The 14,402-nt window shown below is 71.3% G+C and carries 14 protein-coding genes and 1 pseudogene; 5 read left to right on the forward strand and 10 right to left on the reverse strand.

The features are described from left to right. Positions 1–24: 24 nt before the first annotated feature. The 3 genes from AB0O21_RS32950 to AB0O21_RS32960 form a co-directional block, all read right to left on the reverse strand. Positions 25–3,216, reverse strand: a complete 3,192-nt coding sequence (locus AB0O21_RS32950) for a tetratricopeptide repeat protein (RefSeq protein ID WP_365177111.1) — start codon at positions 3,214–3,216, stop codon at positions 25–27. A 14-nt stretch (positions 3,217–3,230) separates the two neighbouring features. Next, positions 3,231–3,737, reverse strand: coding sequence for a hypothetical protein (locus AB0O21_RS32955; protein ID WP_365177113.1), 507 nt, complete (start codon positions 3,735–3,737; stop codon positions 3,231–3,233). A gap of 76 nt (positions 3,738–3,813) precedes the next feature. After that, positions 3,814–4,347 (reverse strand): EF-hand domain-containing protein, encoded by a 534-nt coding sequence (locus AB0O21_RS32960; RefSeq protein WP_365177116.1) that lies wholly within the window; start codon positions 4,345–4,347, stop codon positions 3,814–3,816. A gap of 232 nt (positions 4,348–4,579) precedes the next feature. Here AB0O21_RS32960 and AB0O21_RS32965 point away from each other — a divergent pair, with 232 nt between their 5' ends. Next, entirely contained in the window at positions 4,580–5,812 is a 1,233-nt protein-coding gene (locus AB0O21_RS32965) for an FAD-dependent oxidoreductase (protein ID WP_365177118.1), read from the forward strand. Positions 5,813–5,914: 102 nt separating this feature from the next. Next, the gene (locus AB0O21_RS32970; protein ID WP_365177121.1) at positions 5,915–6,646 is read left to right on the forward strand and encodes a hypothetical protein; all 732 of its coding nucleotides are present in this window, start codon (positions 5,915–5,917) and stop codon (positions 6,644–6,646) included. On the opposite strand, the gene AB0O21_RS32975 is transcribed toward AB0O21_RS32970, so the two are convergent. From AB0O21_RS32975 to AB0O21_RS32985, 3 genes are all read right to left on the reverse strand, one after another. Next, positions 6,635–6,883 (reverse strand): hypothetical protein, encoded by a 249-nt coding sequence (locus tag AB0O21_RS32975; protein WP_365177124.1) that lies wholly within the window; start codon positions 6,881–6,883, stop codon positions 6,635–6,637. The two genes, AB0O21_RS32970 and AB0O21_RS32975, sit on opposite strands and share 12 nt — an antisense overlap. A gap of 581 nt (positions 6,884–7,464) precedes the next feature. Then, positions 7,465–8,157, reverse strand: coding sequence for an HAD family hydrolase (locus AB0O21_RS32980; RefSeq protein WP_365177127.1), 693 nt, complete (start codon positions 8,155–8,157; stop codon positions 7,465–7,467). A gap of 39 nt (positions 8,158–8,196) precedes the next feature. Next, positions 8,197–8,748: a hypothetical protein gene (locus AB0O21_RS32985; protein WP_365177129.1), complete on the reverse strand. Its 552-nt coding sequence runs from the start codon at positions 8,746–8,748 to the stop codon at positions 8,197–8,199. A 553-nt stretch (positions 8,749–9,301) separates the two neighbouring features. On the opposite strand from AB0O21_RS32985, the gene raiA reads away from it, so the two are divergent. Next, positions 9,302–9,598 carry a ribosome-associated translation inhibitor RaiA gene (gene raiA, locus AB0O21_RS32990; RefSeq protein ID WP_365177132.1) on the forward strand — a complete coding sequence of 99 codons (297 nt, stop codon included), beginning with the start codon at positions 9,302–9,304 and terminating at the stop codon, positions 9,596–9,598. 107 nt (positions 9,599–9,705) lie between these two features. Here raiA and AB0O21_RS32995 read toward each other — a convergent pair whose 3' ends face one another. Then, entirely contained in the window at positions 9,706–10,296 is a 591-nt protein-coding gene (locus AB0O21_RS32995) for an XRE family transcriptional regulator (RefSeq protein ID WP_365177135.1), read from the reverse strand. Positions 10,297–10,377: 81 nt separating this feature from the next. On the opposite strand from AB0O21_RS32995, the pseudogene AB0O21_RS33000 reads away from it, so the two are divergent. Further along, a pseudogene (locus tag AB0O21_RS33000) lies at positions 10,378–10,707 on the forward strand (EamA family transporter); the annotation flags it as partial. Between the two features lie 308 nt (positions 10,708–11,015). On the opposite strand, the gene AB0O21_RS33005 reads toward AB0O21_RS33000, so the two are convergent. Next, positions 11,016–11,948, reverse strand: a complete 933-nt coding sequence (locus AB0O21_RS33005; protein WP_365177138.1) for a LysR family transcriptional regulator — start codon at positions 11,946–11,948, stop codon at positions 11,016–11,018. 128 nt (positions 11,949–12,076) lie between these two features. On the opposite strand from AB0O21_RS33005, the gene AB0O21_RS33010 reads away from it, so the two are divergent. Continuing rightward, the gene (locus AB0O21_RS33010; RefSeq protein WP_365177141.1) at positions 12,077–13,123 is read left to right on the forward strand and encodes a YncE family protein; all 1,047 of its coding nucleotides are present in this window, start codon (positions 12,077–12,079) and stop codon (positions 13,121–13,123) included. A 116-nt stretch (positions 13,124–13,239) separates the two neighbouring features. Here AB0O21_RS33010 and AB0O21_RS33015 read toward each other — a convergent pair whose 3' ends face one another. Further along, positions 13,240–13,611 carry a DUF2809 domain-containing protein gene (locus tag AB0O21_RS33015; RefSeq protein ID WP_365177198.1) on the reverse strand — a complete coding sequence of 124 codons (372 nt, stop codon included), beginning with the start codon at positions 13,609–13,611 and terminating at the stop codon, positions 13,240–13,242. 266 nt (positions 13,612–13,877) lie between these two features. Then, positions 13,878–14,375, reverse strand: a complete 498-nt coding sequence (locus AB0O21_RS33020; RefSeq protein WP_365177144.1) for a hypothetical protein — start codon at positions 14,373–14,375, stop codon at positions 13,878–13,880. Between the last annotated feature and the right edge of the window lie 27 nt (positions 14,376–14,402).

Raw genomic sequence — 14,402 nt, forward strand, 5'->3', positions numbered from 1 at the left:
CGGGCCGGATGCCGCGCGCCGGTGTCAGGGCCTTCTCCGCCGGGCGGCACGCCGCTGCGCGTGGACGGTGAGGGTGAGGGGGTGGGTGATCCCGAAAGCCCTGATGCAGGAGTCGAGGGTCCGCTTGTACAGGCGGAGGGCCTCCTTGCGCATTCCCAGCGCGAGATAGGTGGAGGCCATGTTCATGCGGGTGGTGAGGCTGTCGGCATGGTCCGCCCCGTGCACCCGCTCCTGGTGTCCGAGGTTGGCTTCGAGCAAGGCGAGTGCCCGGTCGTAGTTCCTCGCTGCGGCGTGGGAGCCGGCCAGGTTGTGGCGGGCGGTGAGGGTGTGCAGGTGGTCTTCGCCGAGGACCCGTGCGCATGCGGTGAGGTTGTCCTCGTAGAGCGGGATCGCCTGCTGCAAGTCCCCCGCGTCCTGGTACGCCTGCGCAAGCTGGTTGCGGGTGGTCAGGACGTCGACGTGTGAGGGGCCGAGCGCCGTCTCCAAGCCCTGCAGTGCCTGCTGGAAGAGGGGGATCGCCTCCTTCGGCCGGCCCAGGAGCAAGAGGGTGTACCCCAGGAGGTTCAGGGCGGCGAGGGTGTCGGTGTGGGCGGGCCCGAGTGTCCGTGTATATCCCTGGAAGGTCCTGTCGTACAGATGGACGGCCCGGTCGAACTGGCCGGCCAGCCGGTGGGCGTCGGCGAGGTGCCTGAGGGTGGTGAGCGTCTCGGGGTGGTCCTCGCCCAAGGTCTGTTCCCGGAGCCGAAGGTTCTGCTGGAACAGCGGGATGGCCGGCCCGGGGTCGTTCCCCATCAGGTGGGCCACAGCCAGGTTGTGCCGGGTGCTGAGGGTGTTCCGATGTTCCTCGCCGCTCCGCTCCCGGCTTTCGTGGTAGGCCTGTGCCAACAGGGGCATGGCACCTTGCGGGTCGTCAGCCTTGAGGAGGGCGTAGCCGACGTCGGCGCTGCGGGTACCGGCGCCGCGGGTGTCGGGGTGTCCCAGGGAGCGGGCGCCGGCCAGATCGCCCGCCTCCCGGTAGGCGAGGGAGAGCGCCATGCGCACGGCGCGGGTCCTGCCGTGGTCCGTACCGTGGACGCGCTCCATGTCGGACAGTGTCCGCTCAAACAGCGGGACCGCCCGGCCGAGGTCGCCCGCTTCCTTGTAGGCGTGCGCCAGGTCCCCGCGTGCGAGGACCGTGTCGGGGTGGTCCTCGCCCAGGACCCGTTCCATGTCGTGGAGGTCCTGCTCGAAGAGTGCCGTGGTGGGGAGCCTGAGGCCCGCCGCCAGGCGGGCGGCCGTCAGGTTGTGGCGGGTGACGAGGGTGAGGTGGTGGTCTTCGCCGAGCTCGCCTGCGCAGACGTCGACGTTCCCCTCGAGCAGGCGGACGGCCTCGTCGAGGTTGCCCGCGGCCTGCTGTGCACGGGCGAAGTTGGTGACGGCGGCGAGGGTGCTGAGCTCGTCCGTGCCCTGCAGCATGCCCAGGGCGACGTTCTGCTCGAACAGCTCGAGGGCCAGGTCCGTACTGCCGGCCGTCCTGTGGGCGTCGGCGAGGTTGTTGCGGCTGGCCAGGGTGAGGGGATGCGTTTCGCCGAGGGTGCGTTCCGCGTCCTCCAGGGCCCGTTCGTAGAGCGGGACGGCGCGTTTCAGGTCGCCGCCCTCCGCATAGGCATCGGCCAGGTTGTGACGGCAGGCGACCGTGTCGATGTGGTCGGGGCCCAGTGTCCGTTCGTGGTGGGTGAGGGCTCGTCGCAGGTGTGCTGAGGCGCGGGCCGCCAGACCCTGGCTGACGAGGAACACCCCGGCGTGGTTGAGGAGCCTCGCGGTCCTGGTGCCGTCGGCCTCCGGGGGTGTGTGGCGGGCGACGGCGTCCATGTGCGGGAGCATCGTGTGCCCGGTGGGCCACGTGGCGGGATCTTGCCACTGGCACCGCTGGACGGCCGCGAGCAGAGAGGCTGTCGCGTACGAACGGGCCTCCTGGACGAGGTCGGGCGTACGGTTCGGGTCGTCGGCTTCGGGTGTCCGGGCCACCGACTGGACGAGCCGGTGTACGGCCAGGGACCGGCTGTCGGCGTCGACCTTGACCATGCTGTAGGCGTATAACGTGCCGATGGCGTCCGCGAGCTCCGCCGGTTCGGCCACGTCGTCGAGGAGCCCGACCGGGATCTCGTCGGGGGCGTACCAGGCCAGGATCCGCAACACCTCGGCGGCGAGGGGTTCCCTTTCGGCGATCTGGTCCAGCGCCACGCGCCACGTACGGGCGACGGTGCGCTCGGCATCGGTCACGCCCACGGCGCCCCGCCGGAGCATCGCGGCAGGGTCATCCCTCAGGAGGCCCAGGTACGAGCGCGGGGTCAGCAGGGGGTTCTGCGCGAGATAGGCGGCGGCCTGCTCGACGGCCAGCGGCAGGTGGCCCAATTCGGCACACAGTTCGTCCGCTCCCGCCATGTCACGGCGGCCGCCGCGGGTGACGATGGCCGTGAGGAGGGCCAGGGAATCGGCCGGGTCGAGGACGTCCAGCCGAATGACGGTGGTGGCGTCGTGCCATACGGTGGCGAGCCTGCTGGTGACCAGGAAGCGTCCGGCGGGCGCGCGCGCCAGCAGTTCGGCTATGTCGGCGGGGTCGTTGACGTTGTCCAGGACGAGCAGCCAGCCGGTATGGGTGGCCAGCCACTCCTTCGCGTTCTCGACCAGGGCTTCGACGGTCATCACCTTGGACGCGGCAGGCTGAAGGGCCCTCCCCAGAGCGGCGAGGCCCTGCTCGACGCCGACCGCGCTGTCCGCAGTGATCCAGCGGATCGGCGTCAGGCCGAGGGCGCCGGCCCGGGTGGCCGCCCAGTGAGCGGCCAGGGCGCTCTTGCCGATCCCTCCGAGTCCGTGCACGGCCTGCAACAGCACCCCGCCCGGACGACCCGGATGTCCGGTCATGGCGGCGTCCAGGCGATCGAGTTCGGCGGTGCGGCCGACGAAGCGGGTCGTTCGGTAGGGCAGGTTGTCGAGACCCGGGCGCGCCTTGACGCTGCCCGCGGGGGCCACCGCCTCCGGTGGCAGCACCACGGTGGAATGGTCGTTGTAGATGCCCGTGACGGCGATACCGCCGTTCGTCGCGGTCGCGTTCCCGCTTCCCGACACCTGCTGCACGGGGTCGACGTGTGCTGCGGGTGCGACTCCGCCGAGGGAGCTCCTCGCCGGAGTGCTCTTGCCGGTGTCGCGTCGCCTGCCCCAGTGCCACTTCGCCATGCCGCCCGCCCCGCCTAGTCGCGGACTATGCCGCTGACGGCGCTGGAGCCGGCGCCCGAGGCCTCCGCGTCGCCGGTGTTCATCACTCGTGCCGACCGTCCGTCGTCGCCCGTACGCTTCACTCCGGTCACCGCGCTCCCGCCGCCGCCGGCCACGGCCTTCCCCGTCGCAACGGCCACGTCGCCGGCCGCGTCGGCGACGTACGCGACCAGTGTGCGCAACTCCTGGGCCGTCCGCTGCTGTTCCCGGGTGTCAAGGGACTCCAGCAGCATCTCGAAACGCGTCCGCCACTCCCCTTCCTGCCGCAACCGCTCCCGCTCCGGGTCCTCGGCTGCTTCGGGCTCAAGGGCTCGCGCGGTCCGGTCCAGTCGCTCGAGCTCGGCGCGGCCCCGAGCGGCGTCTCCGCGTCCCAGGAGGGCCGCGGCGCGCTCACGCACCGCGAGCCACGCGTCGGTCCCGGCAGCCTGCACCACCGCACCACCGCCCGCTGCCGCCACCGCAGTCAACGCCTCGACCAGCACAGCCCACCCACCCCACAGTTCGCCTCGACGCAGTCAGCCGCAACGTACAGCCCCCGTCACTCGGATGGGTCCGAATTCAGACCTTCGCGTCCCCGTGCAGGGTTTCGCTCATGAGCGAGGCGCCCTGGGAGACGAACGAGCGGATCGACCCCAGATACTCCTCACGGCCCACCCGGCCGTCGCCGTCGGCGTCCAGGACGTCGAACGCGGCCCGGGCGCGCTCCACCGCGTTGCCCAGGGCCGAGCGGAGCAGCGTGAACTCCTCACGGTCCAGGTGTCCGTCGCCGTCCGCGTCTGCGAGATCGAACAGCGAGCCCAGTGCGGGCCGACAGGAGGTGTCGAAGGTGTCGGCGCCCGCCCAGTTCGCGTATTCCTCGAAGGTGACCCGGCCGTCCCCGTCCGCGTCCATGGCGGCGTACAGCTGCTCGTGTGCGGTGATCGCGGCCATCACCGCCGGTTCCTCCACGTCCAGGCCGAGTGCCTGTGCGAGCCGGGTCGGGCGGGAGACGTACTCCGGCATGGAGATGACGCCGTCGCCGTCCACGTCGAGCATGGCGAAGATGTGGCGCTTGGCGCCGAGGGCGGCATCGGGGCCGGCGGCGAGTGACATGGGCGGTCCGTTCCGGAAGCGGCTGGTGATCGGCCACCACATGCCCGTGCCACGGTCCCCCATGCACCTCGACTCGGAAGATCATCCGTGTGGGTGATCAATCCCGCGGACCGTGTTCCGCGGTCTGCGCGAGAAGCAGCCGCGAGTCGCCCGCGGTTGCCGCGCCGGCCTCCGGGCATGTGCGGTATATGTCCCCTGGGCTCACCCGTTGCCCACGAAGGGAGTGATGGTTGTGGAGCGAACGACCTGCTGCGTCGTCGGCGGCGGGCCGGCCGGAATGGTCCTGGCGCTCCTGCTGGCCCGCGCGGGGGTGGACGTGACGGTGCTGGAGAAGCACGGCGACTTCCTCCGCGACTTCCGTGGCGACACCGTGCACCCCTCCACCCTGTCGCTGCTGGACGACATCGGCCTCGCCGAACGGTTCGCGCGGCTGCCGCAGCGCCATGTGACCTCGGTGCAGCTGCCCCTCGGGGAGGACCGGTCCCTGGTCACGATCGGGAACATCGGGGCGCTGCACGGGAAGTACAACTACATCGCGATGGTCCCCCAGTGGGACCTCCTCGACCTGCTCGCGGACGAAGCGGGCCGGGAACCTTCGTTCCGCCTGCGCATGGACACCGAGGCGACCTCCTTCCTGATGGCGGGCGGACGGGTCACGGGCGTGCGCTACCGCACCGCGGACGGTGTCACCGGCGAGCTCCGGGCCACCCTGACGGTTGCCTGCGACGGCCGCGGCTCGATGGCGAGGGCGCTGCCCGAGCTCGGGCTGGAGGGCTTCCCGTGCCCGATGGACGCCTGGTGGTTCCGGTTGCCCCGGCACCAGGACGACCCCGGCGGACTCGTCGGAGGCCTGGGGGAGCGGTTCTTCACCGCGCTCATCGACCGCGGCGACTACTGGCAGTGTGCCGCGCTCATCCCCAAGGGGACGGACGCCGAGCGCCGCGCCGAGGGCCTGGAGCGCTTCATGGCCCAGTTCGCGGACGCCGCCCCGTGGCTGGCCGACCGGACGCGGGCCCTCACGTCCTGGGACGCGGTGAAGCTGCTCGACGTACGCCTCGACCGGCTGCGGCGCTGGCACCGTCCGGGGCTGCTGTGCATCGGCGACGCCGCCCACGCCATGTCGCCCGTGTTCGGCATCGGCATCAACCTCGCCGTGCAGGACGCGGTGGCCGCGGCGCGGTACCTCGTGGGACCGCTGCGCGAGGGATCCGTGGGCCTGCGGGACGTACGCCGGGTCCAGCACCGCCGCTGGCCCACCACCGTGGCGACCCAGGGCCTCCAGCGGGTTGCCCACACGCAGGTCATCGAGCCGCTGCTCGCGGGCCGTGCGGCGTTCGGCGACCCGGGACGGGCGAAGCGGCTGACCGAGCTGATCACCGACTCGCGGTGGCTGAACCGGGTCCCGGCCTACTTCATCGCGTATGGCGCACTGCGCGAGCGGCCCCCGGAGGAATCGCTGCGCTGAGACGCGAACGCCCCGGCCCGGCGTGCTCCGGAAGGCCCGGACACAGAGCGGCGCGCGGGGAACGTAGGCTCGCCTCGGCGCGACGCGAGACGAGGAGAACCAATGAACGCCAGCGACGAAGGCCGGGTGCAAGCGGACCAGGCCGGCGTCCTCAACGCGAAGAGCACGCTTGTCCGGCTGCTCGCCAGGGCGGGAGTCCACGCAAGTGAGGCGGCGGAGTTGATCGGGCTCGTGGAGGCGGGTGCGCTCACCCTCGCGCACAGGGAGATCAGCAGGTTCGAGGAGGACCTCCCACAGGAGAAGGACGCTCTCTACGAGTCCGGCTGGCGCGACGGCACCCGGGCCGTGACCGGCGAGCTCGCGGCCATCGCCGAACGCGCTCTGCGGGACGTCGTCGGCCCCGACACGCCGGCCGCTTCCGCGGAAGCCCTCCCTCCTGTCCGGAGGATGGAGGTGGAACGGGCGAAGGTCGCGGTGATGCCCCTCTACCTGTCGTTCGCCGCCGCCTCCGACCTCGATCCCGAGGTTTCCGAGCAGGTGCTCTCCGCCGTCCTCGGCACGATGACCGTCAGGCAGCGGGCGGGGTACGCGGGACAGCTGACGGAGTTCGCCTCGGCCCACCGCGTGCGCCTGGAGCGGCTCTACACGGAGTACGGGCCCGGCAGCCCGATCGCAGTCCACGGCCGCTACTCCCTGTTCCACTCCCCCACCAGCGTCGCCGTGCTGGAACGCCTCGTCACGACACCTGAGGCGCTACGGGAGGCCTGGGACTCGGCCGAACTGCCACCCGCATGGCTGGAGGGGCTGCGAACGGCGTGGACCTCACCGGCCTGACCAGCCGAGGCCGCGCCGGTCAGCCGCGGCAGCCTGCTCCCTGCAGAGGACGGAGAGACCGGCCGAGGTGACGCCCATCAGAGCGGCCGGGACCGCGAAGGCGGCGGTGACCGCGTCGGGAGAGACGTCGATGAGCAGAATCGAGGCGACCTCCGCACCCACCGCGGTGCCGAGGTTCCGGAGCAGGACGTTGACGCCCGCGCTCGAAGCGCTGTCCGAGGCGGGTACGCACTGCACGGCCAGCGCGCGCCCCTGGCCGCGTAGGCGAGGCCGAGGCCGGCACCCCGTACGACGTTCATGGCGGCCGGCGCGACGAGGCTGCCGTGGGCGAGGCTCGCCGCGGGGTACCCGACGGCTACCAGGGGGCAGCCGAGGGCCAGCCCGAAGCCGGTGTCGGGGCCTGGACCAGCAGAGGGATCACGATCCCGGCCGCCATGAACGCGTATCCGCAGGCGAGGGCCGACCGCGCTCGCAAGGTCGGAGTTCGGTTGGTCGCCGACTGCGGGCGGACCGCCCAGCGAGCTGCCGAAGACCGCGATCAGGCCGCCTCCGAGGAACTTGTGGACGACACCGTGGTTCCGCTGTACGGCTCGGGCCGCGCTGGCGAGGAACTCCTGGACATTGCGAGGAGTTCAGGGCCACGGCATTGCAGGGCATCCGCAATGCGGGAGTGGCCGGAGATGTCCCAGAAGTCGACGGTCGCCGTCGGTGAGCGCAAGTCCAGGGCCGAGGGGTCGCGGGCCGGTGCCGCGGCGAGGGCAGGGTCGAGGAAGCTGCCCGGGCCGCCCTCGTGGATTCGGCGCCTGCGGTGCCGGCGCTCACAGGGGGGCCGTCAGGAGACGGGGAAGGCCGGCCAGGCCCGCGATGCTCTCGACGCCCGGACCGCTCCACTGGCCGGTGCGGTCGAGGAGAACCGCACGGATGCCTGCGGCACGGGCGCCTGCGATGTCGGTGGCGAGCGAGTCTCCGACCATGACGCTCTGCCGGGCGGTCCGTCCGAGGGCGGAGAGAACGGCGCGGAACGCCTCGGGGCTGGGCTTGGCCGCGCCCAATTCCTCGGAGATGAAGACGTGGTCGAGGTAGGGGGCGAGGCCCAGCGCGCGGATCTTGGCGCGCTGACCGTCGGACGGCCCGTTGGTGAAGAGGGAGAGTTCCGCCCCGGCGGCGCGCAGGGAGGTGAGCGCGGGCAGCGCGTCGTCGAACAGCTCGATGTCGGTGTTGGCGCACGCCACGTACACGGCGTTGGCCCGCACGGCGGCCGCGGCGGCCGCTGGCCGGTCCGCCCCCACGTCGATCGCCGGGATCTCGAACCGGAGCCGGCGGTACTCATCCCGGGCCAGCTCGCCATCGACGAACCGGGCGAACAGCACGGGGTCCAGTTCGTCGAACCGGGCCCAGTAGGCCGGGCCGACCGGCACGCCGTGCTCGCCGAGCAGCAAGTCGACCTTCCGCTTCGCGCGCTGACGGGCGGCCCCGTAGTCGCACAGCGTGTCGTCAAGGTCGAAGATCACCGAAAGCATCCGCTCAGCCCTCCCACACCACTCGGAAACTCATGGACGCCGAACCGGCGATGCACCACCTGCCGCGTCGGGCGGAGCAGGCGAGCAGGGCTGCGGACTTGTTCCAGGCCCCGCCCTTGACGACCTTCTCGCACGTCTCGGCGGCCATCCGGGCTGGGCGTCAGTGAGCCGGCTGCGCCAGGAGTTGAGCACCGCGTCGCGGGAGCGGTGGCTGGAGTACCGGCCGTCCAGGCTGGGCCTCTGGGAGTCGGCGATGAAGTCCCTTTGCCCATGGGTCGGTTCCAGGTCCAGGAAGTCCATGAGCTGGCCGAGAACGTCCTCCGGATGCGCGACCAGGTCCTCCACCCGCCCGGTGACGTACTCGAAGGGGACGAGCCCGCCGCCGGGCGGGTGGCCGAGCTGCTCCTCCAGATGGCGCGTGACGGTCACGCTGTACTTCCACAGCTCGTCGGACTCCGGCACGTTGAGCACCGACGCGGCAACGGCTCGCGGGTCGCGCACCAGCTGGATGACCCGCAGACCGGGCAGGTTCGTACCGGATCGGTGGTGGCCAATGATCAGGAATGGCGCACTGCGGTGCATCGGTCGGTTGGTCCCTGGATTCGCGGGGCGGCTCGGCCGCCGACGACTGGTGTCGGTGTCCCGGGGCCGGGCGGGTGAAGCCGTGATCGGCGGCCCGGGGTCGGTGCGGAAGTCAGGGCTGGTGGCCCTCGTCGGGGCGGTCCCCAACCGCCTGGCCGCGGCGGACCCGACGGAAACCCCGTACGGGCGTACCCGGGCCAGGCGATTCCCCCCCCCCCCGTTGAACGCGGCTCGCAGGGTACGGCGGGCCGGCGTCCGGTAATGATCATCTCGTGGGATTGTGAACGGGCTGTCTCGGCAGTGCCAATGGGTTGCGAAGCCGCACGTGCGGGGGCCGAACCGGGTGTGGTGATCGTGGCCGGTCCGGGTTCCGGGCGGGAACCGGGCCGGTCCTCCCCCGACGCATCCTCGGGCAGGGCCAGCCACAGCTCATCGCGCCGCGCCGCCGAACATCTGATGCTTGAACGATAGAGTTCTGCCGCATCCTCGTTCGTGACCGCCAAGGCACCCAGCCTGACCAGCGAGGACCTGTCAGACAACCGAGAGACACACGATGGACTACACGCTCAACGGAGACAACGTCGAGATCACCGACGCGCTGCGCGGTTTCGTCGGCGAGAAGCTGGCCAAGCTCAACACGCAGGGCACCGAGACCACCAGCGCTGACGTGACCCTGAAGGTCAACGGCACGCAGCAGACCGCCTCGGGCACCCTCCGGGTGGATGGCCGGGACCTCACCGCCCTGGCCGCAACAGCCTCCGACATGTACGCGGCCATCGACGCACTCGTCGACAAACTCTCGGCCCAGCTCAGGAGGCATACGCAGAGGCAGTCCGGACGGTCCAAGTAGCCAGACCCACCTCCACGTAGGCAAGCGCGGCGCGGGGAACTGCGTGAAACCCGCCTGCGCCTTGCCCCAGAAGGCAAGACGCGATAGACGACAGACCCCGCTGCCCGTCAGGCCGTGGGGCCGGGCCCAGGGCCGGGCGGGATGTGGACCGTCATGATCAGGTGGCAGGTCTCGGTGCCTGAGCCCCGGTAGGCGTGGGGGGCGTCACCATCGAAGGTGGCGGTCTGCCCGGCCACCACACGATGCTCGGTGCCCTCGACGACGAGCATCATCTGTCCGACGGTGACGCTGACGGTCTCCACGACGCCGGCCTGGTGCGGGTGACTGGGGTACTCCTCGCCCGGTTCCAGCTTCCAGCGCCAGACCTCGACCGGGGCCGGTCCCGAGGTGGTCAGCATGAGCCGCGCCTCCCCACCCTTCTCCCCGGCCCACAAGGGCATGACGGCATCGGCGGACACGACTCTGACGCGTGCTTCAGCCGGCCCTTCCATCAGTGCGGACACCGAGATACCCAGGGTGTCGGCGAGACGGACCAGGGTGGCGAAGTTGGGGTTGCCCTGGGCCTTCTCCAGGGCGACCAGGGCCCCCTTGCTGACCTTGGCACGCCGGCCCAGTTCGTCGAGGGACAGCCCGGCGCGGGTGCGGGCGGCGCGGACATTGCGCGCGAGCGTCCGCAGTGCCGCCTCGGTCTCGGCCATCGCTTCATCCCTCCAGGCAGATGGATCACTGCACTGCACCATGCGGTCGTTTGGTTGACTCGTTCCGGTCGGTGCGTTGTAGGGCTGATCGGTCTGCCGCTGGCGCTGGCGGCCGTCGTGCTGGTGAGCGCAGGACACGGCGCCGGCCGCGTACCTCCATCGCGCACCGCGCTGCTGATGGCCTTCGGCGCGGGCGCCGCCATCGCCCTGCAGTTGGTCTTCCTGCACCAAGCGCCCGCGGACAGCGGCGTCGGCCCGCTGATCGTCGGCCGCGCCGTTTCCTCCGCGGTCACGCTGGTCGCGGCCGGGCTGATGTACCGGCGACTGGGCACGAAGAAGCCCGCGTACGCGATGTCGGCGACGGCCGGCGTGCTGGACTCGGTGGCCAACTTGCTCTTCCTGCTCGCCGCCCGCAGCGGCGCCGCTTCTCACCGATCAGGGCGGGTGGCGCCCGTGTAGCGGGCCCGTGGGCGGCAAGCAGCATCATCGCTGCCGCTTTCCGCGATCCAGTTCGCGGCGGTCCGCTCGCTGAAGCCGAGCAGACGGCTGAAGACGCAGGCGGGCAGTTCGGTGGCGAGGTCCATGAGGGAGGCATTGCGGGTGGGTCGGGGCCGGATGCTGATGTCGGGTGGTCCCTTGGGCGAGGCGAGTCTCGCACCACGGACTCATGACTCCGTCGCAGTGCAGCGGATGACGGAGGGAGCGCGGATCAACCCCCGTCAGCTGCCCGGGACAACCCCGACCTCCGGCCGCCAGCTGTCCCGGACGCGGTCGCGGAGCCAGATGTGCTCCGGGTCGGCGTCATTGCGTGGGTGCCAGGCCATGCCGAGGAGCAAGGGCGGTAGTTCCAGGGGGATCTCGAACGTGCGCAGGTCCAGCACCTCCCGGTTGTACTCCGCGGAGTCGGCCGGCATCAGGCAGACCAGATCCGTTTCTCTGCACAGGAGGAACGCGGCGCTCCAGCTCGGCAGGACTGCGACCACCCGGCGGCGCAGCCCGAGTTCGGCCAGCCGGTCGTCGATGGGCCCCCGGGCGCGCCCCTGCCGGGACACGCCGATGTGGTCGGCTGCGGCGAAGGCCCGGGCGGTCACCGTCGGACGGGCGGTCAGGGGGTGGCCGGCGCGCACGGCTGCGAGGATGCGGGTCCGGCCGAGTGGTTCGATCCGGGTTTCCGGGTCGGGGTGGCCGATGACGCCGATCTCCAGGTCGAGCCGTCCCTCGCGCAGGGCGGGTGTGCCCTCCAGAGCCTCCGGCAGGAAGCGCAGGGTGACGCCCGGGGCCTGCCTGGCGACCGCGCTGACAAGTCGTGAGGCGAGGCCGGTGAGCACCGCGTCGCTCGCTTGGACGGTGAAATCGCGGGACAGCCGTGCAGGGTCGGTGACCGGCTCCGGAACCAGAATGGCCCGCGCTTCGCGGACGAGGGCGCGGACGCGCGGTCGCAGTTCGACGGCGCGCGGCGTCGGGACGAGTCGCCTTCCGGCGCGTACCAGGACGGGGTCGGCGAGGGCCGTGCGGATGCGTCCGAGCGTGCGGCTCATGGCGGGCGCGGACACGTGCAGGCGGGCGGCTGCCGCAGTGACGCTCTCTTCCTCGAGCAGGGCGTCGAGGGCAACCAGCAGGCTCAGGTCCATCGGTCTGCCGAGTCCGTCCACGCGCTGTGTCTCCCCTCACAGTCTTGTCCGCCCCCTGCGCGGGCGACCAGCATCATTTCGTCCGGCGCAATCACACCTTGCCATACATGCACTGGAGTTAATCTGCGGGGCCTCCCAGGCTTGGGGACATGACGCAGATCGGCAAGAACGCAGACTTCCTCGCCGTGGCCAGCCAGAGTGGCTCCACCATCACCTTCTTCGATGCGGCGGACTTCCGTCGGCTCTCCGTACTGGAGGTGCCGAACGAGCCGCACGAGCTGTGCTTCGACCCGGTACGGCGGCGGCTGTACGCCACCATCACGTACCGCTCGGGCTACTACCACGCCAACAGCGGCCGCGCGCACGAGCTCGTGGTGATCGACCCCGATCGACGCCGGATCCTCAATATCGTCGACCTCTCACCGGAACGCGCCCCCCACGGCATCGCCTTGGACCCGTCAGGGCGGCTGCTGTGGGTGAGCGTCGAGGCGTACGACGCCGAGGACGGCGCCCTGGTCGCGCTCGACGCGGACTCCCTCAAGCCCGTCCGCAGGGTGCCGGTCGCCGCGCCCGGCCCGCACTGGTTCGCGCTCGCGCCGGACGGGAGCCGGGCGTACAGCGCGAACAAGGAGGCTCCGTTCCTCTCGGTCGTCGACACCGGCGCGGCGGGCTCGGCGGGAACCTTCGGCCGCATCCCGGTACCCGGGAGCGAGGGCATCGCCACCTCGCCCGACGGGCGGTTCGTCTACGCCGCAGCCCCCAAGGGCGACTTCGGGGTCACGGGGACGGTCCCGGACGCCGGCGTGCGCGTCATCGACACCGCGACCGGAGCCTTGGTACTGACGCATCGCACGGACGGCTTCGTCTTCCCCGTCCACGCCACCGCAACGGATCTGGTACTCGCCGGTGAACTGCGGATGCGAGCGGGCGGGCCGGGGCTGGGCGAGCAGGCGCCGGGGCTCCTGCACGTGTACGGAACGGACGGCTCGGAGCACGGCTGCGTGGAGGTCGGCGCCTTCCCCTTGACGATCACCTCGTCGCCGGACGGCAGGTACGGCTATGTCGCGGCGGTCTCCTCCAGCACGGTGACGGTGGTGGACCTGGCGCGGCTGAAGGTGGTGACGACCCTCCACGTCGACCGCACGGCAGAGGCGGGAGCGCACGGGCTCGCGTACATCCCGGCACCGAGCGCCTGAACACGTACGGTTCGGTCCGACGAGCCGGGGGGACAGTGGTCACTCCCGGCTCTGGGCCGGTGGACCCCCGGCCTCAAGGCGCCCCTCGCTCGCCGCCTCGCCGTCCGCCGTGAGGACTAGCGCAAGTGCCGCCGCACCGCGGTGTGGACGAGCCATCCCGCACCCGCGCCAACCCCGTACCAGAACAGGTCGGGTGCGTTGAACGTGGACCCGAGCACGAGTCGGGCGACGACGCTGCGCTGGGACAGCTCTGCCGGTAGCGCGGTGAGCTGGAGGAACTCGACCGCCCAACTGAAGGCCAGCGCGCTCGCGGCGGCTCGCAGAGGCGTCACCCGCGGGGCGACCAGCAGCACAAGGGTCATGATCAAGACGGTGTACAGGGCGTCCCCGCCGTACTTGGCCAAGCTCCCCGTCGTCACGGCCCTGAGCCCCAGCCCCAGGCCGACGGTCACCACAGCAGCCCCGGCTGCAGCCGTACGGCTCATCATTCGGTCGGCGGCGGTTCGGCCACGGGTGCCGGGTAGGACGATCACAGGGTCATACTGCCGGATGCCTGGCACCCACAGCGTCCTGATCCGTACGCGCTGCCGCGCTGCCGGAGCGCCGGACTCGAGGGCCGGCCAGTCGAGGCGGACCGGGGAGGGGGAGCGCTGTTTCAGGAGCTGCTTACTCACCCGCTCGAGGCCCGGGAACCGGCATGCACGGGATGGTGGAAGGACGCCGTACCTCAGCGAGCAAGAACGGGACAGTTCAGCTAGCGGCTTCGGGGGCGGTCTCGCCAGCCATCCACCAGACGTTGGGCCTCGGCCGTGACCTCGGCATCGAGCCGGGCCGACGTCTTGCGCCCGTACTCGACGATGTCGTACTCGTCGTCGAGCTCGGCAAGACTCTCCGCCAACGGCAGTTGATGGCCGTACCGCTGGTGGATGCGCGCAGCAAGCTCTCGCGGCGTCAGCTTGCCCGCCAGCAGTTGGTGCGCGAGCGCCCGCACGCCTGCTTCCTGCCCGGCCTCGCTTCCGTAGGGGTAGAACACGAGGTCCAGCTCATCGAGTACGACGGGCAGCAGGTCGGGCACTTCGTACTCCGCCTCGGCGCGGGTGTATCCGGCCAGAATGCGGAGTGCCGGGCCGTCGAGTCCGGCAACGAGTGCGGCGCAGGCGGCCTCCACGACATCGTGCGCGCGGGCCTCGCCAATGCTCCAGAGAACGGCGAGATCCTGCAGGTCATCGGCTGCTGCTTCGATCGGCGACACCCCCACATGATCCCCTGCACGGGATCA

Source organism: Streptomyces sp. NPDC091371 (assembly GCF_040684275.1).
GTDB lineage: Bacteria > Actinomycetota > Actinomycetes > Streptomycetales > Streptomycetaceae > Streptomyces.

Bases quoted from the DNA above. Each gene is read 5' to 3' on its own strand.
- AB0O21_RS32950 (WP_365177111.1), bottom strand. From the start codon at position 3,216: ATGGCGAAGTGGCACTGGGGCAGGCGACGCGACACCGGCAAGAGCACT.
- AB0O21_RS32960 (WP_365177116.1), bottom strand. From the start codon at position 4,347: ATGTCACTCGCCGCCGGCCCCGATGCCGCCCTCGGCGCCAAGCGCCAC.
- AB0O21_RS32970 (WP_365177121.1), top strand. From the start codon at position 5,915: ATGAACGCCAGCGACGAAGGCCGGGTGCAAGCGGACCAGGCCGGCGTC.
- AB0O21_RS32985 (WP_365177129.1), bottom strand. From the start codon at position 8,748: ATGCACCGCAGTGCGCCATTCCTGATCATTGGCCACCACCGATCCGGT.
- raiA (WP_365177132.1), top strand. From the start codon at position 9,302: ATGGACTACACGCTCAACGGAGACAACGTCGAGATCACCGACGCGCTG.
- AB0O21_RS32995 (WP_365177135.1), bottom strand. From the start codon at position 10,296: ATGGCCGAGACCGAGGCGGCACTGCGGACGCTCGCGCGCAATGTCCGC.
- AB0O21_RS33010 (WP_365177141.1), top strand. From the start codon at position 12,077: ATGACGCAGATCGGCAAGAACGCAGACTTCCTCGCCGTGGCCAGCCAG.
- AB0O21_RS33015 (WP_365177198.1), bottom strand. From the start codon at position 13,611: ATGATGAGCCGTACGGCTGCAGCCGGGGCTGCTGTGGTGACCGTCGGC.